The organism is Mycolicibacterium celeriflavum, from assembly GCF_010731795.1.
GTDB classification, from domain to species: Bacteria; Actinomycetota; Actinomycetes; order Mycobacteriales; family Mycobacteriaceae; genus Mycobacterium; species Mycobacterium celeriflavum.
In genome coordinates, this window is record NZ_AP022591.1 from 2874935 (window position 1) to 2901252 (window position 26318).

General features: G+C 68.0%; 29 protein-coding genes. 11 read left to right on the forward strand and 18 right to left on the reverse strand.

All coding sequences use genetic code 11. From position 1 onward, the window contains the following. The first annotated feature begins 294 nt into the window (after positions 1 to 294). Positions 295 to 717, forward strand: a complete 423-nt coding sequence (locus tag G6N18_RS14075) for an STAS domain-containing protein (RefSeq protein ID WP_179962435.1) — start codon at positions 295 to 297, stop codon at positions 715 to 717. Here G6N18_RS14075 and G6N18_RS14080 read toward each other — a convergent pair. The 4 genes from G6N18_RS14080 to fgd are packed head-to-tail and all read right to left on the reverse strand — an operon-like array spanning position 652 to position 5924. Then, complete coding sequence (locus G6N18_RS14080) at positions 652 to 1794, reverse strand: acetate kinase (protein ID WP_083003437.1); 1143 nt, start codon at positions 1792 to 1794, stop codon at positions 652 to 654. The genes G6N18_RS14075 and G6N18_RS14080 overlap by 66 nt on opposite strands. Then, on the reverse strand, positions 1794 to 3896 hold the full coding sequence (pta, locus tag G6N18_RS14085; protein ID WP_234783645.1) for a phosphate acetyltransferase: 2103 nt from the start codon (positions 3894 to 3896) through the stop codon (positions 1794 to 1796). The genes G6N18_RS14080 and pta overlap by 1 nt, the downstream gene beginning before the upstream one ends. Positions 3897 to 3917: 21 nt before the next feature. Next, entirely contained in the window at positions 3918 to 4889 is a 972-nt protein-coding gene (locus G6N18_RS14090) for an endonuclease/exonuclease/phosphatase family protein (RefSeq protein ID WP_083003440.1), read from the reverse strand. Positions 4890 to 4916: 27 nt separating this feature from the next. After that, positions 4917 to 5924 carry a glucose-6-phosphate dehydrogenase (coenzyme-F420) gene (gene fgd / locus G6N18_RS14095; RefSeq protein ID WP_083003443.1) on the reverse strand — a complete coding sequence of 336 codons (1008 nt, stop codon included), beginning with the start codon at positions 5922 to 5924 and terminating at the stop codon, positions 4917 to 4919. Positions 5925 to 5959: 35 nt separating this feature from the next. Here fgd and G6N18_RS14100 point away from each other — a divergent pair, with 35 nt between their 5' ends. Next, entirely contained in the window at positions 5960 to 6700 is a 741-nt protein-coding gene (locus G6N18_RS14100) for an MBL fold metallo-hydrolase (protein ID WP_163689885.1), read from the forward strand. Here the strand turns inward: G6N18_RS14100 and G6N18_RS14105 are convergent. Continuing rightward, positions 6697 to 6975, reverse strand: coding sequence for a hypothetical protein (locus tag G6N18_RS14105; protein ID WP_067220875.1), 279 nt, complete (start codon positions 6973 to 6975; stop codon positions 6697 to 6699). The genes G6N18_RS14100 and G6N18_RS14105 overlap by 4 nt on opposite strands. Positions 6976 to 7028: 53 nt before the next feature. After that, positions 7029 to 7535 carry a GNAT family N-acetyltransferase gene (locus G6N18_RS14110; RefSeq protein ID WP_083003449.1) on the reverse strand — a complete coding sequence of 169 codons (507 nt, stop codon included), beginning with the start codon at positions 7533 to 7535 and terminating at the stop codon, positions 7029 to 7031. A 17-nt stretch (positions 7536 to 7552) separates the two neighbouring features. On the opposite strand from G6N18_RS14110, the gene G6N18_RS14115 reads away from it, so the two are divergent. Next, on the forward strand, positions 7553 to 8401 hold the full coding sequence (locus G6N18_RS14115; protein ID WP_083003451.1) for an SDR family NAD(P)-dependent oxidoreductase: 849 nt from the start codon (positions 7553 to 7555) through the stop codon (positions 8399 to 8401). 6 nt (positions 8402 to 8407) lie between these two features. On the opposite strand, the gene G6N18_RS14120 is transcribed toward G6N18_RS14115, so the two are convergent. Continuing rightward, the gene (locus G6N18_RS14120) at positions 8408 to 9847 is read right to left on the reverse strand and encodes an HNH endonuclease signature motif containing protein (RefSeq protein ID WP_083003454.1); all 1440 of its coding nucleotides are present in this window, start codon (positions 9845 to 9847) and stop codon (positions 8408 to 8410) included. A 95-nt stretch (positions 9848 to 9942) separates the two neighbouring features. Here G6N18_RS14120 and G6N18_RS14125 point away from each other — a divergent pair, with 95 nt between their 5' ends. Further along, entirely contained in the window at positions 9943 to 10794 is an 852-nt protein-coding gene (locus G6N18_RS14125; protein ID WP_083003458.1) for an SDR family oxidoreductase, read from the forward strand. A 16-nt stretch (positions 10795 to 10810) separates the two neighbouring features. Here the strand turns inward: G6N18_RS14125 and G6N18_RS14130 are convergent, their stop codons facing one another. The 6 genes from G6N18_RS14130 to G6N18_RS14155 are packed head-to-tail and all read right to left on the reverse strand — an operon-like array spanning position 10811 to position 15119. Continuing rightward, positions 10811 to 11227 (reverse strand): hypothetical protein, encoded by a 417-nt coding sequence (locus G6N18_RS14130; protein ID WP_083003461.1) that lies wholly within the window; start codon positions 11225 to 11227, stop codon positions 10811 to 10813. Beyond that, positions 11228 to 12454: an O-succinylhomoserine sulfhydrylase gene (locus G6N18_RS14135; RefSeq protein WP_083003465.1), complete on the reverse strand. Its 1227-nt coding sequence runs from the start codon at positions 12452 to 12454 to the stop codon at positions 11228 to 11230. Beyond that, positions 12451 to 12864: a rhodanese-like domain-containing protein gene (locus G6N18_RS14140; RefSeq protein ID WP_083003584.1), complete on the reverse strand. Its 414-nt coding sequence runs from the start codon at positions 12862 to 12864 to the stop codon at positions 12451 to 12453. Before G6N18_RS14140 ends, G6N18_RS14135 begins: the two co-directional genes overlap by 4 nt. Positions 12865 to 12884: 20 nt before the next feature. After that, entirely contained in the window at positions 12885 to 13343 is a 459-nt protein-coding gene (locus G6N18_RS14145) for an Rv0361 family membrane protein (protein ID WP_083003468.1), read from the reverse strand. Positions 13344 to 13346: 3 nt separating this feature from the next. Then, positions 13347 to 14606 carry a formate-dependent phosphoribosylglycinamide formyltransferase gene (gene purT / locus G6N18_RS14150; protein ID WP_083003472.1) on the reverse strand — a complete coding sequence of 420 codons (1260 nt, stop codon included), beginning with the start codon at positions 14604 to 14606 and terminating at the stop codon, positions 13347 to 13349. A 27-nt stretch (positions 14607 to 14633) separates the two neighbouring features. Then, the gene (locus G6N18_RS14155; protein WP_234806188.1) at positions 14634 to 15119 is read right to left on the reverse strand and encodes a MarR family winged helix-turn-helix transcriptional regulator; all 486 of its coding nucleotides are present in this window, start codon (positions 15117 to 15119) and stop codon (positions 14634 to 14636) included. 55 nt (positions 15120 to 15174) lie between these two features. Between G6N18_RS14155 and G6N18_RS14160 the strand changes: the two genes are divergently transcribed. Genes G6N18_RS14160 through G6N18_RS14170 form a run of 3 tightly spaced genes read left to right on the forward strand, consistent with a single transcriptional unit; the run spans position 15175 to position 18651 of the window. Further along, positions 15175 to 17193: an MMPL family transporter gene (locus G6N18_RS14160; RefSeq protein ID WP_083003480.1), complete on the forward strand. Its 2019-nt coding sequence runs from the start codon at positions 15175 to 15177 to the stop codon at positions 17191 to 17193. Positions 17194 to 17246: 53 nt separating this feature from the next. Continuing rightward, positions 17247 to 18455 (forward strand): cytochrome P450, encoded by a 1209-nt coding sequence (locus tag G6N18_RS14165; protein ID WP_083003483.1) that lies wholly within the window; start codon positions 17247 to 17249, stop codon positions 18453 to 18455. Between the two features lie 4 nt (positions 18456 to 18459). Beyond that, positions 18460 to 18651 (forward strand): ferredoxin, encoded by a 192-nt coding sequence (locus G6N18_RS14170; RefSeq protein WP_083003485.1) that lies wholly within the window; start codon positions 18460 to 18462, stop codon positions 18649 to 18651. Here the strand turns inward: G6N18_RS14170 and G6N18_RS14175 are convergent. The 3 genes from G6N18_RS14175 to G6N18_RS14185 form a co-directional block, all read right to left on the reverse strand. Next, positions 18648 to 19319, reverse strand: a complete 672-nt coding sequence (locus G6N18_RS14175) for a hypothetical protein (protein ID WP_083003487.1) — start codon at positions 19317 to 19319, stop codon at positions 18648 to 18650. The two genes, G6N18_RS14170 and G6N18_RS14175, sit on opposite strands and share 4 nt — an antisense overlap. A gap of 91 nt (positions 19320 to 19410) precedes the next feature. Next, positions 19411 to 20043 carry a PaaI family thioesterase gene (locus tag G6N18_RS14180; protein WP_083003489.1) on the reverse strand — a complete coding sequence of 211 codons (633 nt, stop codon included), beginning with the start codon at positions 20041 to 20043 and terminating at the stop codon, positions 19411 to 19413. Next, the gene (locus tag G6N18_RS14185) at positions 20040 to 21335 is read right to left on the reverse strand and encodes an adenylosuccinate synthase (protein ID WP_067220712.1); all 1296 of its coding nucleotides are present in this window, start codon (positions 21333 to 21335) and stop codon (positions 20040 to 20042) included. The genes G6N18_RS14180 and G6N18_RS14185 overlap by 4 nt, the downstream gene beginning before the upstream one ends. A 79-nt stretch (positions 21336 to 21414) precedes the next feature. Between G6N18_RS14185 and G6N18_RS14190 the strand changes: the two genes are divergently transcribed. The 3 genes from G6N18_RS14190 (at position 21415) to G6N18_RS14200 (ending at position 23850) form a co-directional block, all read left to right on the forward strand. After that, positions 21415 to 21993: a peptidase M50 gene (locus G6N18_RS14190; RefSeq protein WP_067220880.1), complete on the forward strand. Its 579-nt coding sequence runs from the start codon at positions 21415 to 21417 to the stop codon at positions 21991 to 21993. Positions 21994 to 22109: 116 nt separating this feature from the next. Then, the gene (locus G6N18_RS14195; protein WP_083003491.1) at positions 22110 to 22889 is read left to right on the forward strand and encodes a site-2 protease family protein; all 780 of its coding nucleotides are present in this window, start codon (positions 22110 to 22112) and stop codon (positions 22887 to 22889) included. A gap of 70 nt (positions 22890 to 22959) precedes the next feature. Continuing rightward, positions 22960 to 23850, forward strand: coding sequence for a cation diffusion facilitator family transporter (locus tag G6N18_RS14200; protein ID WP_083003493.1), 891 nt, complete (start codon positions 22960 to 22962; stop codon positions 23848 to 23850). On the opposite strand, the gene G6N18_RS14205 is transcribed toward G6N18_RS14200, so the two are convergent. Continuing rightward, positions 23851 to 24267 (reverse strand): DUF3151 domain-containing protein, encoded by a 417-nt coding sequence (locus G6N18_RS14205; protein ID WP_067220717.1) that lies wholly within the window; start codon positions 24265 to 24267, stop codon positions 23851 to 23853. A gap of 115 nt (positions 24268 to 24382) precedes the next feature. Here G6N18_RS14205 and G6N18_RS14210 point away from each other — a divergent pair, with 115 nt between their 5' ends. Then, positions 24383 to 25240: an Rv0361 family membrane protein gene (locus tag G6N18_RS14210; RefSeq protein WP_083003495.1), complete on the forward strand. Its 858-nt coding sequence runs from the start codon at positions 24383 to 24385 to the stop codon at positions 25238 to 25240. A 6-nt stretch (positions 25241 to 25246) separates the two neighbouring features. On the opposite strand, the gene fbaA is transcribed toward G6N18_RS14210, so the two are convergent. Then, positions 25247 to 26287 (reverse strand): class II fructose-bisphosphate aldolase, encoded by a 1041-nt coding sequence (gene fbaA, locus G6N18_RS14215; protein ID WP_083003499.1) that lies wholly within the window; start codon positions 26285 to 26287, stop codon positions 25247 to 25249. Positions 26288 to 26318: the final 31 nt, after the last annotated feature.

Sequence of the window (26318 nt, forward strand, 5' to 3'; positions counted from 1 at the left end):
CCGGCAGCCCGACACGATGCGAGCCTACGGAATCCGTAGGCGGCGTCAGCAAACCGAGCCCCGTGCAGCGCTTCTTTACAGCATCCGCGCATGTAGTAACAGCCAATGGTCTGCGCGCGGAATCCGTAGTAATCTGCATCACAGGTTGAGGTCACAGCCAACTGCAGAGGTCATCGGGGGTTTGAACTCCCGAGTGCGGCTTGGAGAAACAGTAAGGCGCCCCTGACGGCATCCGCGGTTTCATATGCGTCTCGACAACAGGAGTGCACCGTGTCCGCTGTAGGAACCTGCAGGGTGTTCCGACCGGATCCCCGGTCGTTCGATCGGTGCGAACACCACCACCGCGCCAGCTTCTCCGCGTCTCACCGAAACGGTTCGACGGTCCTCGTGACGGTCGACGGAGAACTCGATGCGACCAACAGTCGCGCCCTCGCCGGATACGTGGAAGGACAGATCGCGGGCACCAGACGCCTGGTGATCGACCTTCGGCTCGTCGACTTCTTCGGCACGGCGGGGTTCGCCGCCCTGCACTACATCAACGTCATCTGTTCGCGGTACGGGATCGACTGGGAGGTGCGTTGCGGCAGGCAGGTGCGCCGGCTGCTGGCCATCTGCGATCCGGCGGGCGAGCTGCCGCTCGACAAGCCGCGCTCACTGCTCGACGAGGTGGGTGCAGGCGCGGGCGATCGCGAGCTCCTCATCAGTGGGAACCACTAGCACCGTCGTCGGAGAACTGTCGGCCGAGATACGCCGGGCGGTCTTTTCGGGGCTCGCGTTGAGCCGTTCGTCAAGTTCGATTCCCAACGGCGCCAGCCCGCTCAGCGCGTCGCGACGCACCGCCGCATCGTTCTCGCCGACTCCAGCCGTGAACGTGATGACGTCGACGGAGCCCAGCAGCGCCAGGTACGCACCGATGTACTTGCGCAGTCGGTGGATGTACACGTCGTAGGCCAATTGTGCTGCCGTATCACCGGATTCGATGCGCTGATGCAGGATCCGGAAGTCGATCTCACCGCCGAGCCCGAGTACGCCGGAGCGGCGGTTGAGCATCTTCTCGATGTCCTCGACACCCATGTTCGCGGTGCGCCACAGGTACACCAGCACACCGGGATCGATGTCTCCGGACCGGGTGCCCATCACCAGCCCCTCCATCGGAGTCAATCCCATCGAGGTGTCCACCGGGCGCCCACCGACGATGGCGGAAGCCGATGCGCCGTTGCCCAGGTGCAGCACGATCTGGCGCAACGACTCCAGCGGCTTCCCCAGATACGCGGCGGCCTGTTCGCTGACGTACTGGTGCGACGTGCCGTGGAAGCCGTATCGACGGATCTGCCACTGCGCGGCAACGTCACGGTCGATCGCGTACGTCGCGGCCGCAGGCGGCAGATCGTGGAAGAACGCGGTGTCGAAGACCGCGACATGGGGCAGGTCGGGCAGCGCCTTGCGGGCCTCCTCGATACCCAACAGTGCGGGCGGATTGTGCAGGGGCGCAAGGGCGGACAACTCGTCGATCTCGGCGACCAGCGCGTCGTCGATGAGCGTCGGCCGATAGATGTCCGGACCACCGTGCACGACCCGGTGGCCGACGGCGACGAGCCCGAGCGTGTCGAGCCGCTGCCCTGACTCCGCCATCTGGTCGAACGCCTTCTGCAGCGCCTCGGCGTGGTCGCGGACCTGACCCTCACCGATCCGTTCGACGATGCCGTCCACCACCATGTTTTCTGAATCTGGTTCGACAACGGCGTATTTGAGCGAGGACGAACCCGAGTTGAGCACCAGCACGCTGCGGGCCATCAGAGTGTCTGCGCCTGGATGGCCGTGATCGCGACGGTGTTGACGATGTCCTCCACCAACGCCCCGCGTGAGAGGTCGTTGACGGGTTTCTTCAGCCCCTGCAGCACCGGTCCGATCGCGATCGCGCCCGCGCTGCGCTGCACCGCCTTGTAGGTGTTGTTACCGGTGTTGAGGTCGGGGAAGATCAGCACCGTCGCGCGGCCGGCCACCTTCGACTCCGGCATCTTCGACTTGGCCACCGACGGTTCCACCGCAGCGTCGTACTGGATCGGCCCGTCGACAAGCAGGTCCGGCTCCCGCGCTATCACCAATTCCGTAGCCGCTCGGACCTTCTCGACTTCTGCGCCGGCCCCGCTGGTGCCCGTCGAGTAGGACAGCATCGCGACCCGTGGTTCGATTCCGAAGCTGGCCGCGGTGCGTGCCGACGAGATCGCGATGTCGGCCAGTTGCTCCGACGTCGGGTCCGGCACGATCGCGCAGTCGCCGTAGGCCAGCACCCGGTCGGCCAAACACATCAGGAAGATGCTCGACACCGTCTCGACGTCGGGCAGCGTCTTGATGATCTCGAATGCCGGCCGCACCGTGTGCGCGGTGGTGTGCCGCGCCCCGGAGACCATGCCGTCGACCATGTCGTTGTAGACCAGCATGGTGCCGAAATACGAGACGTCGTGGATGGTCTCGCGGGCCTGTTCGACGGTGACGCCCTTGTGCTTTCGCAGTTCGGCGTACTGTTCGGCGAACTTGTCACACAAGTCGCTGGTCTGCGGGTTGAGCACGGTGGCGCCGGAGATGTCGACGCCCAGTTCGGCTGCGCGGGGACGGATCTGCGACTCGTCGCCAAGGATCGTCAGGTCGGCGACGCCGCGGTGCAGCAGTCGGCCCGCGGCGGTCAGGATGCGGTCGTCGTCGCCCTCGGGCAGCACGATGTGTTTACGGTCGGACCGGGCCCAGTCCAGCAACTTGTAGGTGAACATCTGCGGGGTGACCACCGCCGGGATCGGGATCGCCAGCTGCGCAAGCAGTTCTCGGGTGTCGACGTGCGCCTCCATCAGCGCCAGCGCCGTGTCGATCTTGCGAACCGAGGCCGCCGTCACCCGGCCGCGGGCCGATGCCACCCGGCTCGCCGTCTCGAACGTTCGAAACTCGGTGGCGATGATCGGTAACCGCAACCCCAGGCCCGACACCAGCGCGGCGATCGCCGGATGCAGTTCCAGCCCGCCGTTGAGGATGATGCAGGACAGTGACGGAAAGCCTTCGGCGGCATGGGCGCTGGCCAACGCGAGCACGACGTCGGACCGGTCACCCGCCGCGATGACGGCGACGCCCTCGGTGAGTCGCTCGAGCACCCGTTCGGCGGTCATCCCTGCGACCATCAGATCCATCGCCTCACGCGACAGCAGCGCCGGATCACCGCTGAGCAACGTGCCTTCCACCGCCTGCTGCAGTTCGGTGACCGAGGGCGCGACCAGCAGCGGCTCCTCCGGCAGCGCGTAGCACTTGGGCTCGAAGCCCTTCAGCGCGTCGGTCACCGCGGACAGTTGAGCGGGATCGCAGCGGTTGGCGACGACCGCCGCGGTGTGCGCATGCTGGGCGGCGATCTCGCCCAGGCAGATGTCGACGATGTGGGCGACCTGCTCGGGAGTGCGGTCCTTGGCCTTCACCGCCAGCACCACCGGGGCGCCGAGGTTGGCCGCGATACGCGCATTGGTCGACAGCTCGCTGGGCGCGGCGACGTCGGTGTAGTCGCTGCCGACGATCAACACTGCGTCGCAGCGGTCGGCCACCCGGTGGTACCGGTCGACGATGTCGGCCAGTGCGCCGTCGGGGTTGTCGTGCAGCTGCTCGTAGCCGACGCCCACGCTGTCGTCGTAGGACAGTCCGGCGGTGCTGTGCTCGAGTAGCAGCTCGAGGATGTAATCCCGGTCCTCGCCGAGCCGGGTGATCGGCCGGAAGACACCGACTTTGGCCACCGTGGCCGTCAACCGGTGCAGGATGCCCAGCGCGACCGTCGACTTGCCGGTGTCCCCTTCGGGCGATGCCACGTAAATGGCGGATGAGCGCTCGCGCGAAGACAACGGCTCCGAGACGGGATCGGCGGGCACGCGCCCCAGCCTAAGGCAATCTCATCCGGCGGTCGGGTCCATCGGCACGTCGACGGTGGCCGCGAGTCCGCGGTGATCGGAACCCGGAAGCGCCACGGTGTAGGCCACCGTCGCAGCGCAGTTGCGCGTCAGCACGTGGTCGATGCCGATCACCGGCGGGCTCCACGGCTTGCTGGGATAGCTGCGGGTCATGCCCGCACCGGCCTGTTCGGCGGCATCGCGGTACCCCTCGGCCAGCAGCGCCCGGAAGGGGCGCATGTCGTAGGTGGCGTTGAGGTCGCCGGCGACGACGACCGCGCCGGAACCGGCGTCACGGGCGACGGCCCGCATAGTCTCGGGCAACCGCGCGATGTCGCCGCTGAACCAGCGCAGCGGCTGCACCCACGGCGCGGCCAGATGCACGGCGAGCACGGTGAGGTCGGCCCGCACTCCGGGCACCCGGACGTGGGCGCGAAGCATCGGCATCTGGTAGCCCGCGACGGACGCGGCCGCCACGATCGGATGCCTGCTCCACACGCCGATGCCCGCCGCCATCGGGCGCGGGTCGAGCACCCGGTGGCCGAACACGGCGTCGAGTCCGGCGGCCGACAAGGCGTTCGCGGCCTCCGGTGTCATCTCCTGGACGACGAGCACATCCGCCGAGCCGGTCGCCAGTTCGACGACCGCGCGCGCGTCGGCCCGGCCCATCCCGAGGTTGGCGGTCAGCACCCGTAGCGCAATCGAGGGCACCGAGGTCTTCTCCGGCCCGAAGTACCGCGGGGCGAGCACGGCGAGCATCGCCAGGCACAGCACCGCGGCCAGGATCGTCGGCACCCACCGCCGCGCGACCGCGAACAAAACCATGGCGGCGATGCCCGGCGCCGTCAGGTACGGCGCTGCCGCGGCGAGGATCAGCACGATCTCGTGATCGATCGGCAGATAGCGCGACAGCAGCCCTGCGAGCGCCACCGCGAATGCGAGCGCGCCGAGGACCGTTGCCGGTACTCGAATCATGTTGTGCTGGTGGGGATGTCGGGATAGTCAGCCGAGGCGGCGCAGCCGCGGCTCGAGGTCACGCTGGAAGAGCTCGAGGAACCGGCGCTGGTCGTGGCCGGGAGCGTGGAACACCAGGTGGTTCAGCCCCCACTCGACGTACTGGCCGACCTTCTCGACGGCCTCGTCCGGATCCGATGCGACGATCCACCGTTTGGCGACCTGCTCGATGGGCAGTTCGTCGGCGGCCTTCTCCATCTCGATCGGGTCGTCGATGGAGTGCTTCTGCTCGGCGGTCAACGACAGCGGCGCCCAGAACCGGGTGTTCTCCAGCGCAAGCTCGGGATCGGTGTCGTAGGAGATCTTGATCTCGATCATCCGGTCGATGTCGTCGACCTGTCTGCCGGCAGCCGCTGCACCTTCGGCGACCGCAGGAATGAGTTTGTCCTTGTAGAGTTCCTCGCCCTTGCCGCTGGTGCAGATGAACCCGTCGCCCGCCCGCCCCGCATACTTGGCGACCACCGGTCCGCCCGCCGCGATGTACACCGGGATGCCGCCCTCGGGCACGTCGTAGATCGACGCTCCCTTGGTGCGGTAGTACTCGCCATCGAAATCAACGCGGTCACCCAGCCACAACTCGCGCATCAGCTTGACCGACTCCCGCAGCCGGGCGAAGCGCTCCTTGAACTCCGGCCAGTCGCCCTCGTATCCGGTGGCGATCTCGTTGAGCGCCTCACCGGTGCCCACGCCGAGGAAGATCCGGTTCGGATACAGACATCCCATCGTGGCGAACGCCTGCGCGATCACCGCGGGGTTGTACCGGAATGTCGGGGTCAGCACCGACGTGCCGAGGATCAGGTTCTTGGTGCGCTCGCCGACGGCGGTCATCCACGCCAGGGAGAACGGTGCGTGGCCGCCCTCGTGACGCCATGGCTGGAAGTGGTCGCTGACCGTCGCACTGTCCATGCCGTGCTCTTCGGCCGCCACGGCCAGCTCGACCAGTTCCCGCGGCGCGAACTGCTCCGCCGACGCCTTGTATCCGAGTTTCAAGTCCACACGTCGTTTCTACTCCACCCTCCTAAACTCGCGGCATGGCAGCAGAGCTGAGGGCCATCACCGACAGCGTCCATTTCGCCTACACCGACCTGGTCAACTGGACGCTGGTCACCGACGACACCGGGGTGGTGTTGATCGACACCGGCTTCCCCGGCAACCGCGACGACGTCTTGCGGTCGATGCGCCAGCTCGGCTTCGACGTCGACGAGCTGCGCGCAATCCTGTTGACGCACGCGCACATCGACCACTTCGGCTCCGCGATCTGGTTCGCCAGAACGCACGGCACGCCGGTGTACTGCCACGCCGCCGAGGTGGGCCACGCCAAGCGGGAGTATCTCGAGCAGGCCTCGCCGGTCGACATCGCCAAGCACATCTGGCAGCCGCGCTACCTCACCTGGTCGGTGGCGATCACCCGCAAGGGCGGCATGGTGCGCGACGGCATCCCCACCGCGCAGGCCCTCACCGAGGAGGTCGGGGTGGGCCTGCCGGGTAAGCCGATGGCGATTCCGACGCCGGGCCACACCGGTGGGCACTGCTCTTTTCTCGTCGACGGTGTGTTGGTGAGCGGCGACGCGTTGGTCACCGGTCATCCGCTGTTGTCGCGCGGTGGCCCACAACTGCTGCCGAACCTGTTCAACCATGACCAAGACGGCTGCGTGCGTAGCCTGGCCGCGCTGGGCCTGCTGGACGCCGAGGTGCTGCTGCCCGGGCACGGCCCGGTGTGGCGGGGGTCGATCCGGGAAGCAGCGGAGGCCGCGGCGGCCGGGCGCGGCTAGACGATTTTCTGGTAGCCGAGCAGGAAGACCGCGGTCAGGCACAGGCCGCAGGCGACCACGATCGTCGGCATCAGGATCATGGCGTCGAGCTCGTCGTCGTCGAGCACGTCGCTTTCGAATCGGCCGAACAGCACCCGCGCCACCCCGGTTCGCCGGAACGTGTGCACCATGCCGCGGACGGCTCTGCTCTCGCGCCGTCGGCCGATGAACACCCTCGACGCCACCCCGATCAGGACAGTCAGCAGTCCGGCCGCAACCAGCAGCCAGCCGACCATCGTCTGCGATAACGCCACAATCACCCCCGGTGTCTGCGACACCTCGACCCAGCTTATCGGCCGGGGCGCAGGTCCTTGGCGAACGCGATGGGATACCCGTCGCCCTCGGCGGGCAGCGGCTCGGCGAGGCGGGCGTAGCCCGCGGACAGATACAGCGCCTCGGCCTCCGGCTGGCGGTCACCGGTCGTCAGGTAGACGCGGGCATAGCCGCGGACGGCGATCTCCCGCTCGAGTTCACCCAGCAGCGCCTTGGCGTAGCCACGCCGGCGGTGGTCGCTGTCGGTCCAGATCCGCTTGAGTTCGGCGGTGTCGGCATCGAATCGGCGGAACGCACCGCCGGTCACGGGTCGTCCGGCGCGCATACCGATGAGCAGACCGCCGTGCGGGGCCTCGAACTCGTCGGCGGGGTGGCTGCGCAGCCAGGTCATCACCCGTTGTTCGGTGCTGCCGTAGCGGCGGGCGTACTCGACCGCGAGTTCGGCGAGAAGCGGCGCGGCCAGCGGATCGTCCTGACTGACCGACACGAAGCGGAGTTGATGGACTGCGGCGGACTCGCTCACGCGCTTATCCTTCCGCAATGACGTCGGAGCCGAGCGTGTCGGGCAAGGTGGCTTTCATCACCGGAGGGGCGTCCGGCATCGGTGCGGCGCTGGCGACCAAGCTCGCTGACGGTGGCGCGGAGATGTGGATCGCCGATCGCCAGATCGGTCCGGCACAGGAGTTGGCACAACGGCTCAACAGCGGTGGCGCAAAGGCGCATGCGGTCGAGCTCGACGTGCGCGACTATCCGGCGTTCGAGCGCGTCGTCGCCGACGCGGTGCAGCAATCCGGGCGGATCGACTTCCTGTTCAACAATGCCGGCATCGGGGTGGGCGGCGAGATCGACTCGTACACACTCGACGACTGGAACGACGTCATCGACGTAAACCTGCGCGGCGTGGTGCACGGCATTCAAGCGGTCTATCCAATCATGATCCGTCAACGCTCCGGCCACATCGTCAACACCGCCTCCATGGCCGGCTTGATGACGAACGGCAGCCAGGCGAGTTACGCCGCCACCAAACATGCCGTGGTCGCGCTCTCGCGGACGCTGCGGGTGGAGGCCGAGCGTCACAATGTGCGGGTCTCGGTGCTGTGTCCGGGCGTGATCCGGACACCGATCCTCACCGGCGGCGAGTACGGACGCCTCAACCTTCCCACCGCCAGCAGCGACGACATCCTCAAATCCTGGGAGCAGCTGCGGCCGATGGCGCCCGAAAAGTTCGCCGACCGCGCCCTGCGGGCCGTCCTACGGAATGACGTGATCGTCGTGGTGCCCGGCTGGTGGAAGATGATTTGGTATCTGGAACGGATCTCACCGGCGTTGACGCTGCGGCTTGCGAAACGCGTGCTCAAACAGTGGCGTGAACTGGAGTCGACGCCCTGACGCCACTCAAAACGGCGGTGGTCCCGAATTACCTTGTGCGCGTTCGGTGTTGATGCGTGCGGCGCGGTTGGCGGCGCGGGTGGGCATCATCGCGCCGCGTTCCGCACCAGACGGTAGTGCGTGCTTGGGCGGCGGGAGGTCGGTGGCGGTGGTGTCCCAATCGGGGAAGAAACTTCGACACCCCGGATGGGTCGTGTAAGTGCGGCCCGTCGGCGCCGTCCACACAACGGTGCCATCGGAAAACAACAGCAGCGCCCAGTCCCCCACCCAGAAAGTCTTCAAATGGTGGTGTTTACGGCATAAACAGATCAGATTGGCCGCGTGCGTGACTCCCAGCGGATACGGGATCACATGGTCGATATCGCACAACACCGCGGGCACCGCGCAGCCGGGAAATCTGCAGGTCAAATCCCGCGCCCGCACGAACGCCGCCAACCTGGCGCTGGGCCGGTACCGCGGCTCAGGCTCGGCGGCCGGCAGCCTCAGCGGCCGTAGTTTGGCGCCGTCGCGCAACAACTCCGCCAGCATCGGGGTCGGTAGCGGCGTGTTGTCGGGCAACAAAGCCGTCCCGCTGTCCCGGCGCTCTTCTGACGGCGATTGCGCGGCCGCGGGAGCGTGTGGCACGGCGTTCAATTCCTTGGCCGCGTCGATGGCGGTCTGGTCGGCGATCACGTTGATCACCACCGACGACTTGGGCGCCGGATTGCCAGCCGCCGGGCACTGCGGTGATCCGCACGCACACGGCAGGACGTCGTTGCCGTTGCCGATCGCGGCGAACGCATCTGCGCGCCGCTCGGCGGCCGTGCGCGGATCGTCGTCACATACCCCTGCGACCATCGCCGCGACCCGCTTCTTCCACACCTGCGCATCGTGGGCCAACAGCCGGGCCCACACCGAGGTGGTCCCGGCCTCGTCCTCGTAACCGCCGACGACGAAGTCGCGGGTCCGCGCATTCTGGCGGGCGATGATCACCGCCTCCGGATCGAACCGCTGCACCAACGCATCCACCGCGTCATCGAGCCGGTCATCCGACAGAGGCCCCCACTTCAGTGCCCTCTCGGCCACCGCCGCATCGATGCGCGCCCACACCTCGTCCTCAGTGATCAGCCGGGTGCGCCAGGTGATCGCCGCGACCACCCGACTGGAAAGCCGACCCTCCCGAAACAGCGCGGCCACTGCGGGTAGGTGATCGCGCAGCGTCTCGGCAATCCGCATCTGCCCCGAGGCCTTACGGTGACTGATCGACATCGCCGCAGCGATCTCGGCAGCCGTGCTGTCCCACGGATCACACAGCCACCACTCCCGCGGATCATCGGCAGCCTCGCGCAACCGGCGCGCGGTCAATTCCCCCACCGCCGCACTCCGAAGCGCCCCGGCAGCGGCCTCAGCGCGGGTGGCCTCCTCAATCGTGGCCACCAACCCCGCCTCGTCAACGCTGTCGAACATATGTTCGATATTGCCATAAACCACTGACACGTCGATGATTAATGCGCGCTCAGCCCACTTCCGAGCCAAACTTGACAGGTGTAAAGTTCCGCCGCATGGACAACATCATGGGTAGGACCATCGCGATCACCGGCGCCGCCCGCGGCATCGGTTACGCGACCGCGAAGGCGCTGCTGGCGCGCGGTGCGCGCGTGGTCATCGGCGATCGTGATGTGGCACTGCAGGAGTCGGCCGTCGCTGGGCTGACCAAGCTCGGCTCGGTGTCGGGCTACCCGCTCGATGTCACCGACCGGCAGTCGTTCGAGACGTTCCTCGACAAGGCCCGGGTCGACGGCGGCGGCCGCATCGACGTGTTGATCAACAATGCCGGCGTTATGCCGATCGGCCCGTTCCTCGAGGAGTCCGAGCAGTCGATCCGGTCGACGCTCGAGGTGAACCTGTACGGCGTGATCACCGGCTGCCAGTTGGTGCTGCCGGAGATGATCGCGCGGCGCAGCGGCCACATCATCAACATCGCCTCGCTGTCCGGGCTGATCCCGGTGCCGGGTCAGGTGGTCTATGTGGGCGCCAAGTTCGGTGTGGTCGGATTGACTGCGGCGCTGGCCGACGAGGTCGCGCCGTACGGCGTCGACGTGTCGGTGGTCATGCCGCCGTTCACCCGCACCGAGCTGATCTCGGGCACCAAGGAAACGATCGGCACCAAGCCGGTCGAGCCGGAGGAGATCGCCGCGGCCATCGTGAAGACCCTCGAGAAGCCGAAGACGCATGTTGCGGTCCCACCGTTGCTGCGCTTCACCGCCCAGGCCTCGCAGATGTTGGGCCCGCGCGGGCGGCGCTGGATGAATCGCAAGCTCGGGCTCGACAACGTGTTCCTCGAGTTCGACACCGCCGCGCGCAAGAACTACGAGGACCGGGCCCGCACCGCGCAGGGCGTCGTCGAGGACTGACTTTCTGCGGCGAGGGCTAGTTGTCGAACCGCGGCGGCGGGTCGCCGAGCCGGTAGGCCTCGATGACCTCCACGCTGTCGAAGAGTTCCTCGAAGTCGAACTGGTAGTCGTCGGCGGTGCCGACGAACACGACATGTACGACGTCCGCGACGTCGTCGGCGGTCAGCACGATCGTCGTCACGTTGACGAGGTCCTCATCGGGCACGTCGGCGTGCGACGGCGGGTAGAACCACAACGCCGACTCCTCATCGGAGAGCTCGTCGTCGAACACCCAGCCCCGCTCGGTGATTCGCGCGTCGAAGGCCTCCAGCACGGCCGCCGTCGCGGTCTGGTCGGTCAGCGCGTGCATCACACCGTCGGGCACCCACCGCTCATTGCGGGCGACCTGACGCTTGCGCCGGCGCGCCTTCTTCGCATCGCTGCGCCTGGACACCTACCCGAGCGCCTGGTCCAGGTCGGTGAGCAGATCGTCACTTCCCTCCAGCCCCACCGAGATTCGCACCACACCGTCGCCGAGCCCGACGGCCGCGCGGCCCTCCGGACCCATCGCGCGGTGCGTGGTGGTCGCCGGGTGGGTGACCAAAGACTTGGCGTCGCCCAGGTTGTTCGAGATGTCGATGATGCGCAGCTTGTCGAGGAACTCGAACGCGCGGTCCTTGGTGCCGCCACCGAGCTCGAATGTGACCACCGTTCCGCCCCCGGTCATCTGGCGCTTGGCCAGGTCGTACTGGGGATGCGAGTCCAGGAACGGGTAGCGCACCCAGCTCACCGCGGGATGGTTCTCCAGGAACTCCGCGATCCGCTGCGCCGACGCGTTCTGGTAGTCCACTCGAACCGCCATCGTCTCCAGGCCTTTGAGCAGCGTCCACGCATTGAACGGGCTCAGCGCGGGCCCGGTGTGGCGCATCAGCTTCTGGACCGGCTCGTCGATGTAGGTCTTGTCGCCCAGGATCGCGCCGCCGAGCACCCGCCCCTGCCCGTCGATGTGCTTGGTGCCCGAGTACACGACGACGTCGGCGCCCAGCGGGAAGCCCTGCTGCAGGATCGGCGTGGCGAACACGTTGTCCAGCACGACTTTTGCGCCCGCGGCATGGGCGAGGTCGCAGACCGCCGCGATGTCCACCAGTTGCTGCATCGGGTTGGACGGGGTCTCGAAGAATACCGCCGCCGTCGGCACCGAGAGTGCCTCTTCCCACTGCGACAGGTCGTCGCCGTCGACGAACACCGTCTCCACACCCCAGCGCGGCAGGATCTCGTTGCACACCACGAAGCACGACCCGAACAGGCTGCGCGCCGCGACCAGCCGGTCGCCCGCCGCCAGCAGCGCACCCAGCGATGTGAACACCGCCGCCATCCCGGACGCGGTCGCGAAACAGGCAGGTGCGCCTTCGATAAGCCGCAAGCGCTCCTCGAACATCGAGACCGTCGGGTTGCCATATCGGGAGTAGACGTAGCGGTCACTTTCACCGGTGAACGCCCTTTCCGCCTCGGCGGCGGATGCGTAGACGTAGCCCGAGGTGAGGAACAGCCCCTCGGCGGTCTCTTCGAACTCCGACCGCAACAGCCCGCCGCGCACGCCGATGGTGGCCTGGCTGACGCCGTCGGGCAGTTCCGCGGGTGTTCGGACGGACGGCACGGGCTCCTCCGGGCCAGATGTCATGTCTGCTTCCAGGGCAGGCCGACGGCCTTCCACCCGGTGCGCCCGCGATGACGATTCTCGTCGAGGTTGCCCTCGAAGCCGTCGAGCACGTTGTACGACGGCGCGATGCCCGCCTCGGTGGCGGCCTCGGCGGCGCCGATCGACCGGTTACCGGACCGACACAGGAACACCACGGGCCTTTCGCCAGGGGTGATTCCCGCGGACTTCAGCTCTTCGACGAACGACTCGTTGTGCGTGCCGTCGACGCGATTCCATTCGATGAACAGGACATCACGCTGCAGCGAGGACAGGTCGGGCACGCCGACGAAGCGCCACTCGGCGTCGGTGCGGCAGTCCACCAGCACGGCGTCGGGGGTGCCGGCCAGCAGTGACCATGCCTCTTCGGGCGTGATGTCTCCGGCATAACTCACGATCGTTGAGTGTCCCACAGCTATCTGGGCCCGGGGGAACAGACCTTCCAGGCGTCGCCGTCGCGCACGAACGTCATCTCGACCACTTTCTCGTCGTCCGGCGCCTTGTCGAAGTGATACGTCACCGTGGCGGTGGCGCGGTTCCCGTCGATCTTCACGTCGGTGACGTCGTCGACGAACCTCTCACCGCGTGTGTCGACCGAGTTGCTCTGCGCTGCAAGCACTTCTGTCTCAGTGCCGACGTGCGCGGGACACGTGTAGCTGCTGAAGTCGGAGTAGTTGCGCCGCTGCAGCGCGTCGTTCTGCGCCACCACGGCCCGGGCCACCTGCTGATCGGCGGGCGGCTCGTCGTCCTCGAACAGATTCAGCAGGCCGATTGCGATCACCACGAGCACAAAGAGGGTGAGCGCGATCAGGAACGGCGCCGCGGTCGAGCGGTCACGGGGTTCCGGCCCGGGTTCGGGCTCTGGGTCCGTCACTGCCTACCAGAGCCTGCGCAGCGCGGCGGTGACGCGCCGAGCGCGGTCGCGGGCGACGATCGGATCGGGTGCGGTGGCCAGCGCCACCGCCAGTCGCCGCCTGGCCTCTGTCTCGTCGGGACGGTTGAACAGCCGCACGTCGCTCTCGGCGACGGTGAGCGCCTCGGCGAGCACCACCGACGGGTCGCCGCCGATCACGGGATTCGCCTCCGCCCCGGCGTAGGTGACCTCCGCGGCGGCCGGCGAGATCATGATGGTGTCGACGGGCAGTCCCAGGATCGCGCGGGCGTGCAGCTCGAACTCGGAGAGTCGTTGCGAGCGCAGCGTGACCAGGCCGCTGTCATGCGGTCGCGGGCGCACGTTGTCGAAATAGACCTCGTCACCGCTGACCAGCAGCTCGACGCCGAACACGCCGCGGCCGCCCAGCGAGTTCACGATCCGCGCGCCGATCGACTTCGCGGCGTCCAGCGCGGCCGGCGCCAACCGCTGCGGCTGCCACGACTCGAGGACGTCGCCGTCGGCCTGGCGGTGCCCGATCGGCTCGCAGAAGTGCACCGCGGGGCCCGTCGGCCCGACGGTGCGGATCGTCAGCAGCGTGACCTCGAAGTCGACCTCCACCACCGACTCGACCATCACCCGGCTGTGCGGCATCCGGCCGGCGGCCACGGCGCGCTGCCAGGCGGGTTCGACGTCCTCGGGGCGGACCAGCACAGACTCGCCTTCGCCGGGCGCCGAGGCGATCGGCTTGACCACCAACGGAAAGCCGGAGTGCTGCGCGATCGCGGTCAGTTCCTCGGTCGAACCCGCGAACCAGAACGGCGCGGTGGGCAACCCGAGCTCGTCGGCGGCCAACCTGCGCAGCCCTTCCCGATCCAGCGACAGCCGGGTGCTGCGTGGGGTCGGGAACACCTCGACCTCGCCGCGTTCGGCGACCGCGATCAGCGCATCGGCCGCGATCAGGCCCGCCTCGGCCACCAGGTAACGCGGGTTTTCCTTCTCGATCAGCGCGGATAGCACTTCGGCGTCGTTCATCTTGGCGACGATCGGGCGGTCGGCCACCCCGTGTGCGGGGGCGTCGGCGTAGCGGTCGACCGCGATGACCTCGGCGCCGAGCCGCTGGAACGCCAGCGCCAACTCCCGGCTCAGTTCGCCCGAGCCGAGCAGCATGACAGAGGACGGACCGGACGTCCCCGCGGCAGGTTCCGGTCCGGTCGCCGCCTCACCGGCGTCGAGCGGCGTCTGGTTGTCAGGGGTGTCACTCATCGCGCATCCAGCCTGCCAGACGTCGGCTCAACCCGAGATACCAGACTGGTCGAGCTGTCCGCGGAACTGGCGCATGGCGGCGATGAGCGCGGTGAACGTACGGTGCGCCGCGGTCAGCTCGGCATCGGACAGTCCGACCAGCGCGTCGTGCGTGCGTTCGGCCAGCGGGGTGAAAAACCCTCGCGCGACGTTCATTCCGTGATCGGCCACCCGAAGGATCACCTTGCGGCGGTCCAGGGGGTCGGACTCCCGCCGGAAATGGCCGGACGCGATCATCCGCTCGACGAGGTAGGTGATCGCCGCGGCCGACATGCCCATCCGCTTGCGCAGGTCCCCGGCCGTCAACGGCGACCCCTGCGTCTCTGCGACCATCACATACAACAGAGCGCGAAAGTCGTTGGCGGCGACGTCGTGTCGGCTCGCGAACAGCCTGCCGATCCCGTCGGATTCGGCGTTGATCGCGCGCACATCGGCGGCGATCGTCGCCTCCAGTGCGTCGCGGTCCTCCGGCACGCCCGAAAGCATAAGCCGTTTGCCTGTTCGTTAAGTATCTGAAATATTCGTAGTCATGTCCCGGCGCATCTCCTGGGTACTCGCGATACTCGTCGTGCTGGTCTCCGGTGCCCTGATGGCGCTCGTCGGCAGCGACGACTCGAGCGCCCGGTCCCCGGTTCCCGTACCCGACTCTGCGGAGTCGGCGCGCGTCGACGCGCTGCGGGCGCAATTCCCCGGCGGCGACCGGGTTCCGGCGATAGTCGTGATCACCCGCGACGACGGCGCGCCGCTGAGTCCGGACGACGTCGCCGCCGTCAAGCAGCGCTGGCCCGCGGCCCAGGTGTCGGCCGACGGCGTGGCCGCGCTGGCGGTGGTGCCGATGGACGCCGACCTCACCGGGTTCGCACTCACCGATGAGGTCGAGAAACTGCGTGCGGCGGCCTCCGACGGCCTGCCCGCAGACCTGCGCAGCGAGGTCACCGGCGGCCCGGCGTTCGGCGCCGACATCGCCGACTCCTTCTCCGGAGCCAACTTCACGCTGTTGGCCGTCACCGCGGCCGTGGTGGCGCTGCTGCTGATCATCACCTACCGCTCCCCCGTGCTGTGGCTGGTGCCGCTGGCAGTGATCGGCTTCGCCGACCGGGCGGCGGCGGTGCTGGGCAGCGCGGTCGCCCAAGCGTTCGGCATGAGCCCAGACGGTTCGACGTCGGGCATCACCAGCGTGCTGGTGTTCGGCGCGGGCACCAACTACGCGCTGCTGCTCATCTCGCGGTACCGGGAGGAACTGGGCCGCACGGCGAACCACCGCGACGCGCTGGGCACCGCGGTGCGCCGGGCCGGTCCGGCGATCGTCGCCAGCAATGCCACCGTGGTGCTGGCCCTGCTCACGCTCGTGTTCGCCTCGTCGCCGAGCGTGCGCAGCCTCGGCGTTCAGGCGGCGGCCGGCCTGGTCGTGGCCGCGGTGTTCGTGATGTTGGTCCTGCCGCCGCTGCTGAGCCTGTTCGGCAAGCGGCTGTTCTGGCCGTTCGTCCCCGCGGTCGGGGCCGAACCGCTCACCGACAGCGGCGTTTGGCACCGCATCGCAGAGGCGGTGGCCCGCAGGCCCGGCCGCGTCGCCGCGGTGACCGTGGCCGGCCTGGCGGTGTTGTCCCTCGGGATATTGAGCACACCGGTCGGGCTGTCGCAGACCGAGCAGTTCCGGGTGCAGGCCGAATCGGTCAGCGCATACGAGACGCTGGCCGACCACTTCCCCAGCGGCCTGACCGACCCGACCCGCGTCATCGCGTCGACGGACCGCGCCGCCGCGGTGCAGCGCGCGATCACACAAACCGCCGGTGTGGTCTCCGCGAACCCGGCCGGACAGAGTCCCGGCGGGCTGACCCAGTGGTCGGTGGTGCTCGACGCCGAGCCGGCTTCCGAGAATGCCTTCGAAACCATTGACGCCCTTCGCAACTCAGTGCGCAGTGTCGACCCCGGCGCGCTGGTCGGCGGATCCGACGCGACCGCCCGCGATGCCAGCGCCGCCGCCTCCCGCGACCGGATGGTGGTGATACCGGCCATCCTGGTCGTGGTGCTGGCGGTGCTGTACGTGTTGCTGCGCGCCGCGCTGGCACCGCTGATCCTGGTGGCGGTGACCGTGTTGAGCGCGCTGGCCGCACTGGGCCTGGGCGGCTGGGCCAGCGTTCACCTGTTCGGTTTCCCCGCGCTGGACAACACCGCGCCGCTGTTCGCGTTCCTGTTCCTGGTGGCGCTCGGCGTGGACTACACGATCTTCTTGGTCACCCGGGCCCGCGAGGAGACCCCCGAACACGGCACGCGCGACGGGATCGTCCGCGCGGTGTCAGCCACCGGCGCGGTGATCACCAGCGCGGGCATCGTGCTGGCCGCGGTGTTCTGCGTGCTCGGGGTGCTGCCGCTGATCGTGCTGACGCAGGTCGGCATCATCGTCGGCCTCGGCATCCTGCTCGACACATTCGTCGTGCGCACGGTCATCATCCCGGCGCTGTTCACGCTCATCGGACCACGCATCTGGTGGCCGGCGCTGCCTGTCCGGTTCGCCGAAACCGACGTTTCGGTCGGTCAGCGCGAGTGAAAACGACCACAACGTCGATCTCGGCGACGGCGTGGCGCCTGTAACGTCGTGTCATGACGCAAGCGCCCGAATTGCCGCCGCTGCACATGCGTCGCGACGCCTTCTCACCGACGCCGGCGCTGGGTCAGATCCGCGAGACCACGGGTGTGCGCACCGTGACCAATGCGTTCGGTATGACGGTCTACCTGATCACCCGGCACGACGACGTCAAAGAGGTGCTCTCGGATCACGAGCGGTTCTCCAACGGCCGGCCACCGGGCTTCGTCCTTCCTGGCGCGCCAACGCTTTCCGACGACGAGCTGGCCCGTTCCCGGGCGGGCAACCTGCTCGGGCTGGACCCACCCGAACACCAGCGGCTGCGGCGGATGCTCACCCCGGAGTTCACGATCCGCCGAATGAAGCGGCTCGAGGCGCGCATCGTGGAGATCGTCGACGCTCAGCTGGACCTGATGGAAAGTGCCGGGGCGCCCGCCGATCTCGTCGAGCATTTCGCGCTGCCGGTCCCGTCGCTGGTGATCTGCGAGCTGCTCGGGGTGCCCTACGAGGACCGCGCCGACTTCCAGCACCGCAGCGCTCGCCAGCTCGACCTTTCACTGCCGATCGACGAGCGGCTGCAGTTGCAGCGGGCCGGCCGCGCGTACATGCGGTCGCTCGTCGAACGCGCGCGCCGGGCGCCGGGCGACGACATCCTCGGAATGCTGGTGCGCGAGCACGGTACCGAGCTCACCGACGACGAGCTCGTCGGCATCGCCGGGCTGTTGCTGCTGGCGGGCCACGAGACCACGTCGAACATGCTGGGCCTCGGCACCCTCGCGCTGCTGCGACATCCCGAACAGCTGGCGCAGGTGCGCGACAATCCCGACGCGGTCGCCCCCGCGATCGAGGAGCTGCTGCGCTGGTTGTCCATCGTGCACACCGCCATCCCGCGGATCACCACCACCGACGTCGAGATCGCGGGTGTCGGTATCCCGGCCGGGAAACTGGTGTTTGCATCGCTGCCGTCGGCCAACCGCGATCCCGACTTCCTCGACGCCCCAGACGTTCTGGACATCGGCCGCGGCGCAGCCGGGCACCTGGCGTTCGGCCACGGCGTGCACCACTGCCTCGGCGCGCCGCTGGCCCGGATGGAGATGCGGGTGGCGTTTCCCGCTGTGTTGCAACGCTTCCCAGCGCTACGGTTGGCCGAGGACTTCGCCGATGTGCAGTTCCGGTCATTTCATTTCATCTACGGTCTGAAGTCGTTGTCAGTCGACTGGAGGTGACGCAATGAGGGTGCAGGCCGACCGTGACGTGTGCATCCAGGCGGGCAACTGCGTGATGAGCGCGGGCGCGATCTTCGACCAGGACGACGACGGGATCGTGGTGGTGCTGGTGGATGAGGTGCCCGACGATGAACTCGATCACGCCCGCGACGCCGTGAAGCTCTGCCCCTCACAGGCTTTGCGGTTGATCGACTAGTCGTCGCGGTCGAGGTCGAGCACGCCGGCGCGCACCAGCAGCAGCACGCTGACCACCAGCACCCAGATGGGGAAGGCCAAGACCAGCCACGTACTGACGTCCGCCGCCACCAAGAGCACGAGAGCCGTGACATACGTGACAATGACCAGCCAGCGTGGCATCAGGTTGGTCCGCAGCCAGATGGTGGCCAGCGAGATCATGAACACCGCCGCCATCCGCAGCCCGTATGTGGTGCCGAGGACGTCGAGCATCGCGATACCGAAGTCCGCCACCTGATCGCGGGCCATGACGTCGGCCTGATCCGCCCTGCTGGCGACCAGCCCGGCGGCCACCGCCGACATCGCGAACGTCATCGCCAGGAAGAGCAGACCGCTGCCGATGAACACCGACGAGAAGAACTTGTCCTCGTAGCGCCCGAACCCGTCCCGGATCACGCCGATGAACCACAGGAACGCGATGCCCGCGAACGGGGTCAAGATCCCCGACAGCCGAAGCTGGCCGCTGGCCCCGGCGATCCACTGCGACCCCGGCTCGGCGCCGGCGGGCACCGCGGTGCGGACGAGCACCAGCGCGGTGCCGAACAGCAGCGCGAACAACACCCCCGCCAGCGCCGCCGCGCGCGGGGTCGTCAGCCGTCGCAGATGTCGATCGGCGGGATGGGTCGCCACGCGGTCATGGTGTCACTGAGGCGCCCGAGCCTGCGTACAGATCGCGGATGTCGGCCGAAACGTGATCTGTCCGCAGTCTCGGCGCAAAGGATTACGGCTGGCCGGGGCGCAACTGGATCATCAACCCGTTCGCCTCGGCGAGCAAATTGTCGTCGGGATCTCGCAACTCGGCGTTCACGAAGGCCTTACGCCCGTCGGCCTCACGCAACCAGCCGCGCGCCGTCAGCTCGGTGTCGATGGGGGTCACCTTGCGGTAGTCGACATGCAGGAAGCCGGTGCGGCTGATCGGCCGCCCGACGGCGTGGATCACCATGCCGAACACGGAGTCGAACAGCAACGGCAGCACCCCGCCGTGTACGGCGTAGTTGCCGCCGACGTGATATCGGCTGAATTGCACCTTGAGGTCAACCCCGTTCGGGTCGAGCCTCACCTGCCGGTACGGCGGCATCAGCAGGCTGCCCGCGCCGGGAAGCGACGGCACCCGGTTGGCCGGGCCGACGCCCTCGGCCGCTTCGAACGGATCGAGCAGCGCCACCAGGGCCTCGGCCCGATCCGCGGCCTCGTCCCAGGTGTCGCTGTCGGGGTCGGCTGACACGGCCAGGTCCTGCGCCCGGCGCATCGCGGCCAGGAACCGGCCGAAACCCGGACCGGGTTGGGCGCGTTGAAAGTTCGGGAATCCGCCGTGTTTGTCGTAGTCGGGGTCGACGAGGTGGGGATCGGTCACGGATGCGCCAGGATGTCGCGTCGCACGATGGTCTGATCCCGGCCGGGGCCCACGCCGATGCACGAGACATGCGCGCCAGCAAGCTCTTCCACCCGCAGCACGTAATCGCGGGCCTTGGCGGGCAGATCCTCGAATGCGCGAGCACCGGAGATGTCCTCCCACCAACCGGGCAGTTCCTCGTAGACGGGTTCGGCGTGCGCGATGTCGGACTGCGTCATCGGCATGTCGTCGAGACGCTTGCCGTGCACGCGGTATCCGACGCAGACGGGCACGGTCTCGAGGCTGGAGAGCACGTCGAGCTTGGTGAGGAAGTAGTCGGTGATGCCGTTGACCCGGGTGGCATACCGGGCGATGACCGCGTCGAACCATCCGCACCGTCGCCGCCTGCCCGTGGTCACGCCGAATTCGCCGCCGGTCTTGGACAGGTACTCACCGTTGGCGTCGAACAGTTCGGTCGGGAACGGACCCGAGCCGACCCGGGTCGTGTAAGCCTTGAGGATGCCGAGCACCGTGGTGATCCGCGTCGGCCCGATGCCGGACCCCACCGCGGCGCCGCCCGCCGTCGGATTCGACGACGTCACAAAGGGATACGTACCGTGGTCGACGTCGAGCAGGGTGCCTTGGGAGCCCTCCAGCAGCACCGTCTCGCCCTTCTCCAGCGCTGTGTTGAGCAGGTAGCGGGTGTCGGCGATGCGGTGTTTGAAGCCCTCGGCCTGGTCGAGCAGGTTGTCGACCACCTCCGCGGCGTCGAGCGCCTTGCGGTTGTAGATCTTGACCAGCACCTGGTTCTTGAATTCCAGTGCAGCGTCGATCTTTTCGGCCAGCAGAACCGGCTCGAGCACGTCGGCCATCCGGATCCCGATGCGCGCGATCTTGTCTTGGTAGCAGGGGCCGATGCCGCGGCCGGTGGTGCCGATCTTCTTGCTGCCGGCGTAGCGCTCCACGACCTTGTCGATCGCGACGTGATACGGCATCAGCAGGTGCGCGTCCGCCGAGATCAGCAGCCGCTCGGTGTCGACGCCGCGATCGACCAGCCCCTGCAGCTCGGCGAGCAGCACACCGGGATCGACCACCACACCGTTGCCGATGACGTTGGTGACGCCGGGCGTGAGGATCCCCGACGGGATCAGGTGTAGGGCGAAGTTCTCACCCGTGGGCAGTACGACGGTGTGGCCGGCGTTGTTGCCGCCCTGGTACCGCACGACCCACTGGACGCGCCCCCCGAGTAGATCGGTGGCCTTTCCTTTGCCCTCGTCGCCCCATTGCGCGCCGATGAGCACGATTGCCGGCATGGCTTGGTCTCCCGTTAATCTGCATCAACACTGTGCAGCCGGTGAGCTACCTTATCCCAGCCGCTTGTGAGGAGCCGTGTTGAGCGCCACTGACGTCGCAGTGTTGCTGTTCGGCGGCCGGCGACTGCCTCGTGCGCTGCGGGCTCTGCCCGTCGCCGATGACCCCGATGCGCCCTGCCGACGCCTGATCGTCGTCGGCTCCGACGCTGACCTGGCGACGGTGCTGACCCGGCTGATGCGCACCGACCGGCTCGGCGTCGAGGTCGCGCACGTACGGCGCCCGTGGCAGGCGCGACGGGCCCTGCGCGGCAGCGCCGCCCGGGTTCCGCTCATCCGCGACGACGCCGGCACGGTGGTGGTCGGCGCCGCCGAGTGGCGGGGCGAGCCGGCCGGCCAGCCGCTGCACGGCGAGGCCGTCGTCGACGACACCGTGCTCTTCGACGGCACGGTGCCCGCGGTGCGAATCGAGCCGACGGGCGCCATGCCCGGCCTGCGTGCGACTGTTGTCGGCGCACGCCCGCGGCGCTGGGTCGCAGGCCGCGCCGCCCAGCTCGGCACCATCGGCGCCCGCGTCGTCCGCGACGGCGCGCCTGCGGCCCGCCCGGTCAAGCGTTCGACGTTCTACCGGCACACCGAAGGGTGGCTGCGGGTCGGGTAGTCCCTCGCCGAGGGCTGCGGGTCGCTCAACGACTCGGCGAGACCGACGCAATGGCGGAATCCACCCGCATTTTTCCGCCATTACGTCGGTTTCGAGGAAGCGGTAGGTTTCGTGAGGTGACCATCCGCCCGCTGCACCAGTCGGTGCGGCCGAGCCCGATCTTCCTGGCGATCGTCGCGACAACGGTGGTCGGCGGCGTGCTGGCGTGGCTGGCTGCGGACACGGTTGAACCGCTCGCCTACGTCGGCGTGTTCGTCTTCGTCATCGCCGGCTGGGTGGTCACGCTGTGCCTGCACGAGTTCGCGCATGCATACACCGCGTGGAAGTTCGGTGACCACGACGTCCCGGTCCGCGGCTATCTGACGCTGAACCCGCTGAAGTACTCGAATCCGCTGCTGTCGATCGGGCTTCCGGTGCTGATCATCGCGATCGGCGGAATCGGGCTGCCCGGCGGCGCGGTTTGGGTGCGCACGTCGTTCATGACGAAGCGCCAGAAGTCTCTGGTGAGCCTCGCGGGCCCGGGCACCAACCTGGCGTTCGCGGTGCTGCTGTTGGCTCTGACCGCGCTGCTGCGCGACTCAGGGCGTTCGGTGTTCTGGGCCGGTGTGGCCTTCCTCGGGTTCCTCCAGGTGACGGCGTTCGTGCTCAACATGCTGCCGATCCCCGGCCTGGACGGCTACGGCGCGCTGGAGCCCCACCTGAGCCCCGACACGCAGCGGGCGCTGCAACCCGCAAAGCAGTGGGGGTTCTTCATCCTGCTGCTCCTGCTGCTGACGCCGGGGCTCAACCAGTGGTTCTGGGACCTCGTGCTGTGGTTCTTCGACATCTCCGGCGTGCCGCGCCAGCTGGTCGGAGCAGGCAATTCGTTGACGAGGTTCTGGTCGGCCTGGTTCTAAAGCGTGGGCCCCGACGCACGAAGGCGCCGAGACCTTGCATCATATGCGTACTTCCGCATACATTGCAGGCATGGGGGCCGGCCACGATCACAGTCAGCGCGACACCCGCGTCAGCCGGATGGTCATCGCCGCGGCGATCCTGACCGCATTCTTCGTGCTCGAGCTGGTCACCGCGCTGCTGATCAATTCCATCGCGCTGCTGGCCGACGCCGGCCACATGCTCACCGACCTGGTCGCGATGTTCATGGGCCTGACCGCGGTGCTGCTTGCCCGCCATGGCAGCGCCTCGCCCGCCCGCACCTACGGCTGGCATCGCGCCGAGGTCTTCACCGCCGTGGCCAACGCGGTGCTGTTGCTGGGGATGGCGGTGTTCATCCTCTCGGAGGCATTCGAGCGGCTGGGCGACGCGCCGGAGGTGCCCGGCGTGCCGATGATCGTCGTCGCGTTGGCGGGTCTGGTGGCCAACGCGGTCGTCGTGTTGCTGTTGCGGGCGCACTCGCAGAACAGCCTGGCCGTGCGCGGCACCTACATGGAGGTCGTCGCCGACACCGTCGGCAGCATCGGAGTGCTGATCGCGGGCATCGTCACGGTCACGACGGGCTGGCCGTACGCCGACGTCGTGGTCGCCGTGTTCGTGGCGCTGTGGGTGCTACCACGGGCGATCTCGCTGGCGCGCGCGGCGTTGCGCATCCTGTCGGAGTCGTCGCCCGCCCACATCGACGTCGAGGAGCTACGCACCGCGCTGTGCGCCGTCGAAGGCGTGACCGAAGTGCACGACCTGCACGTGTGGACGTTGGTGCCGGGCAAGGACATGGTCACCGCGCACCTGACCAGCGACCGGGACTCGGCGTCGGTGCTCGACGACGCGCGTGCGGTGCTCACCGCGCGGGGACTGGACCATTCGACGGTTCAGGTGGAACCGCCCGACGGCGGCACCGACTGCAGGTGCGAAGCGGAGTAGTCAGGCAAGCCCGAGTTCGGCCCGCGCCGACGGGTCGCAGTCGTCGAGCAGATCGAGGCAGCGCTGGTTCTCGTCGGTCTCTCCGATCGCGTCGGCCGCGCGCGCCAGTGCAGCCACACAGCGCAGGAATCCGCGGTTCGGCTCGTGACGGAACGGGACCGGACCGAAACCCTTCCACCCGTTGCGCCGCAACTGGTCCAACCCGCGGTGGTAACCAGTGCGCGCGTAGGCGTACGCCGTGATGGCCCTGTCGTCGGCCAGCGCCTCCTCGGCCAGCGTCGCCCATGCGACCGAGGCCGACGGATGTGCGGCCGCCACGATCGCCGGCTTCTCGCCCGCGGCGAGCTCGGCTTCGGCGTCGCTGTCGCCGGGCAGCAGCACCGGATCCGGCCCCAGAAGATCACCCATCCGTGTCATGGCCTCATTGTGCCGTGTGCGCCGCCGGGGCCGATGGGCGCACGGGTCCGAGCGACGGGCCGGACCAGTGACTAAGCTTCCCGCCGTAGCGTCGTAAGGGAGGACCGCAGCAGGCATGTCGAACCCATCAGGGCCTGACCAGCCGGAAGACGTATCGGCCGCGCCGGACGCTTCCGACGTTGAAGCCTCCGAGAACTCCGAAGCGCCCGAGCCGGCCGATTCGACGCCCGACGAAGCGCCGCACGATCGGGAATCGGTGACCGAGGTGATCGAGCAGCACGGCGACCACGAGCCCGCGACCGAGGTGATGGCGGCCCAACCACAGTCCGGGGCCGCTGCGGAGACTCAGGAGGGCGAGCGCCGATTCACCGCGCCGTCCGGTTTCGACGCCGGCACGACGCAGCGGATCGACACCCCGGCCGATCCGGCCACGGAGGTGTTCTCCTCCCCATCCGAAGCAACCGGACAGCAGAAACCAGTTGCCCCACAAGTCATTCCCCCGCGTGGCGAAGCGCCCAAGCCACCTGCGCAGCGCCGCAGCTGGGGCTGGGTGGTGGCCGTGGTGCTGGTGATCGCCGCGCTGGTCGCGATCGCGGTGCTCGGCACCGTGCTGCTGACCCGGGACTCGCAGCCCAAGGTGTCGCAGGAGGAGATGGTCCGCGCCGCCATCGAGGAGTTCGACACGGCGATTCAGAGCGGTGATCTGGCGAAGCTGCGCGGCATCACCTGTGGAAGCAAACGGGACAGCTACGTCAAGTACGACGACAGGACCTGGGCGGAGATCCACGAGCGGGTGAGCAAGGCCAAGCAGTATCCGGTGGTCGCAAGCATCGACCAGGTGGTGATCAACGGCGATCACGCCGAGGCGAACGTCACCGCTTTCATGGCTTATGCACCTGCGGTCCGGTCGACCCGCAGCTTCGACCTGGAGTTCCGCGACGACCAGTGGAAGATCTGCCAGGCGCCGCAATAGCGGATTTCACCCGTCGGCGGTGACCGAACGGCCGGCGCTGTGCAGATCCCGGCACGCCTCGATGACGCGTTCGGTCATCGACGCCTCCGCCTTCTTCAGATAGCTGCGCGGGTCGTAGGCCTTCTTGTCTCCGACCTCCCCGTCGATTTTCAGCACGCCGTCGTAGTTGGTGAACATGTGCGCCGCGACGGGCCGGGTGAATGCGTACTGGGTGTCGGTGTCGACGTTCATCTTCACGACGCCGTACCGCAGCGAATCCTCGATCTCGGTCTTCAGCGAACCCGAACCGCCGTGGAAGACGAAGTCGAAAGGCTTTGCGTCCGAGGGCAACCCGAGTTTGGCGGCCGCGACCTTCTGTCCCTCTGCGAGCACCTCCGGGCGCAGTTTGACGTTGCCGGGCTTGTACACGCCGTGCACGTTGCCGAACGTCGCCGCCAACAGGTACCTGCCGTGTTCGCCCGCGCCGAGCACCTCGACCGTCTTCTCGAAATCGTCTGCGGTGGTGTAGAGCTTGTCGTTGATCTCGTGCGCCACGCCGTCTTCCTCGCCGCCGACCACGCCGATCTCGATCTCCAGGATGATCTTCGCCGCGGCGGCGACCTTGAGCAGTTCACGGGCGATCTCGAGGTTCTCGTCGATCGGCACCGCCGACCCGTCCCACATGTGCGACTGGAACAGCGGCTGCCCGCCTTCAGCAACGCGTTGCTGCGAGATCGCCAGCAGCGGACGGACATAGGTGTCGAGCTTGTCCTTCGGACAGTGATCGGTGTGCAACGCCACCGTGACCGGGTACTTCGCGGCGACGACGTGGGCGAACTCGGCCAGTGCGACCGCGCCGGTGACCATGTCCTTGACACCTAGGCCGGACGCGAATTCGGCTCCGCCGGTGGAGAATTGGATGATACCGTCGCTGCCCGCGTCGGCGAAGCCCTTGATCGCGGCGTTGACGGACTCCGACGACGTGCAGTTGATGGCCGGAAACGCGAACCCGTGCTCCTTGGCCCGGCCGAGCATTTCCGCGTACATCTCGGGCGTTGCGATGGCCATGAGCGGTCCTCTCGGCGGTTTCGGTGATTAT

Excerpts from the sequence above, each read along its gene's own strand:
- G6N18_RS14080 (WP_083003437.1), bottom strand. The coding sequence starts at position 1,794 with ATGGCCCGCAGCGTGCTGGTGCTCAACTCGGGTTCGTCCTCGCTCAAA.
- G6N18_RS14090 (WP_083003440.1), bottom strand. The coding sequence starts at position 4,889 with ATGATTCGAGTACCGGCAACGGTCCTCGGCGCGCTCGCATTCGCGGTG.
- G6N18_RS14100 (WP_163689885.1), top strand. The coding sequence starts at position 5,960 with ATGGCAGCAGAGCTGAGGGCCATCACCGACAGCGTCCATTTCGCCTAC.
- G6N18_RS14105 (WP_067220875.1), bottom strand. The coding sequence starts at position 6,975 with ATGGTCGGCTGGCTGCTGGTTGCGGCCGGACTGCTGACTGTCCTGATC.
- G6N18_RS14115 (WP_083003451.1), top strand. The coding sequence starts at position 7,553 with ATGACGTCGGAGCCGAGCGTGTCGGGCAAGGTGGCTTTCATCACCGGA.
- G6N18_RS14120 (WP_083003454.1), bottom strand. The coding sequence starts at position 9,847 with ATGTTCGACAGCGTTGACGAGGCGGGGTTGGTGGCCACGATTGAGGAG.
- G6N18_RS14125 (WP_083003458.1), top strand. The coding sequence starts at position 9,943 with ATGGACAACATCATGGGTAGGACCATCGCGATCACCGGCGCCGCCCGC.
- G6N18_RS14135 (WP_083003465.1), bottom strand. The coding sequence starts at position 12,454 with ATGACATCTGGCCCGGAGGAGCCCGTGCCGTCCGTCCGAACACCCGCG.
- purT (WP_083003472.1), bottom strand. The coding sequence starts at position 14,606 with ATGAGTGACACCCCTGACAACCAGACGCCGCTCGACGCCGGTGAGGCG.
- G6N18_RS14160 (WP_083003480.1), top strand. The coding sequence starts at position 15,175 with ATGTCCCGGCGCATCTCCTGGGTACTCGCGATACTCGTCGTGCTGGTC.
- G6N18_RS14165 (WP_083003483.1), top strand. The coding sequence starts at position 17,247 with ATGACGCAAGCGCCCGAATTGCCGCCGCTGCACATGCGTCGCGACGCC.
- G6N18_RS14170 (WP_083003485.1), top strand. The coding sequence starts at position 18,460 with ATGAGGGTGCAGGCCGACCGTGACGTGTGCATCCAGGCGGGCAACTGC.
- G6N18_RS14185 (WP_067220712.1), bottom strand. The coding sequence starts at position 21,335 with ATGCCGGCAATCGTGCTCATCGGCGCGCAATGGGGCGACGAGGGCAAA.
- G6N18_RS14200 (WP_083003493.1), top strand. The coding sequence starts at position 22,960 with ATGGGGGCCGGCCACGATCACAGTCAGCGCGACACCCGCGTCAGCCGG.
- G6N18_RS14205 (WP_067220717.1), bottom strand. The coding sequence starts at position 24,267 with ATGACACGGATGGGTGATCTTCTGGGGCCGGATCCGGTGCTGCTGCCC.
- G6N18_RS14210 (WP_083003495.1), top strand. The coding sequence starts at position 24,383 with ATGTCGAACCCATCAGGGCCTGACCAGCCGGAAGACGTATCGGCCGCG.
- fbaA (WP_083003499.1), bottom strand. The coding sequence starts at position 26,287 with ATGGCCATCGCAACGCCCGAGATGTACGCGGAAATGCTCGGCCGGGCC.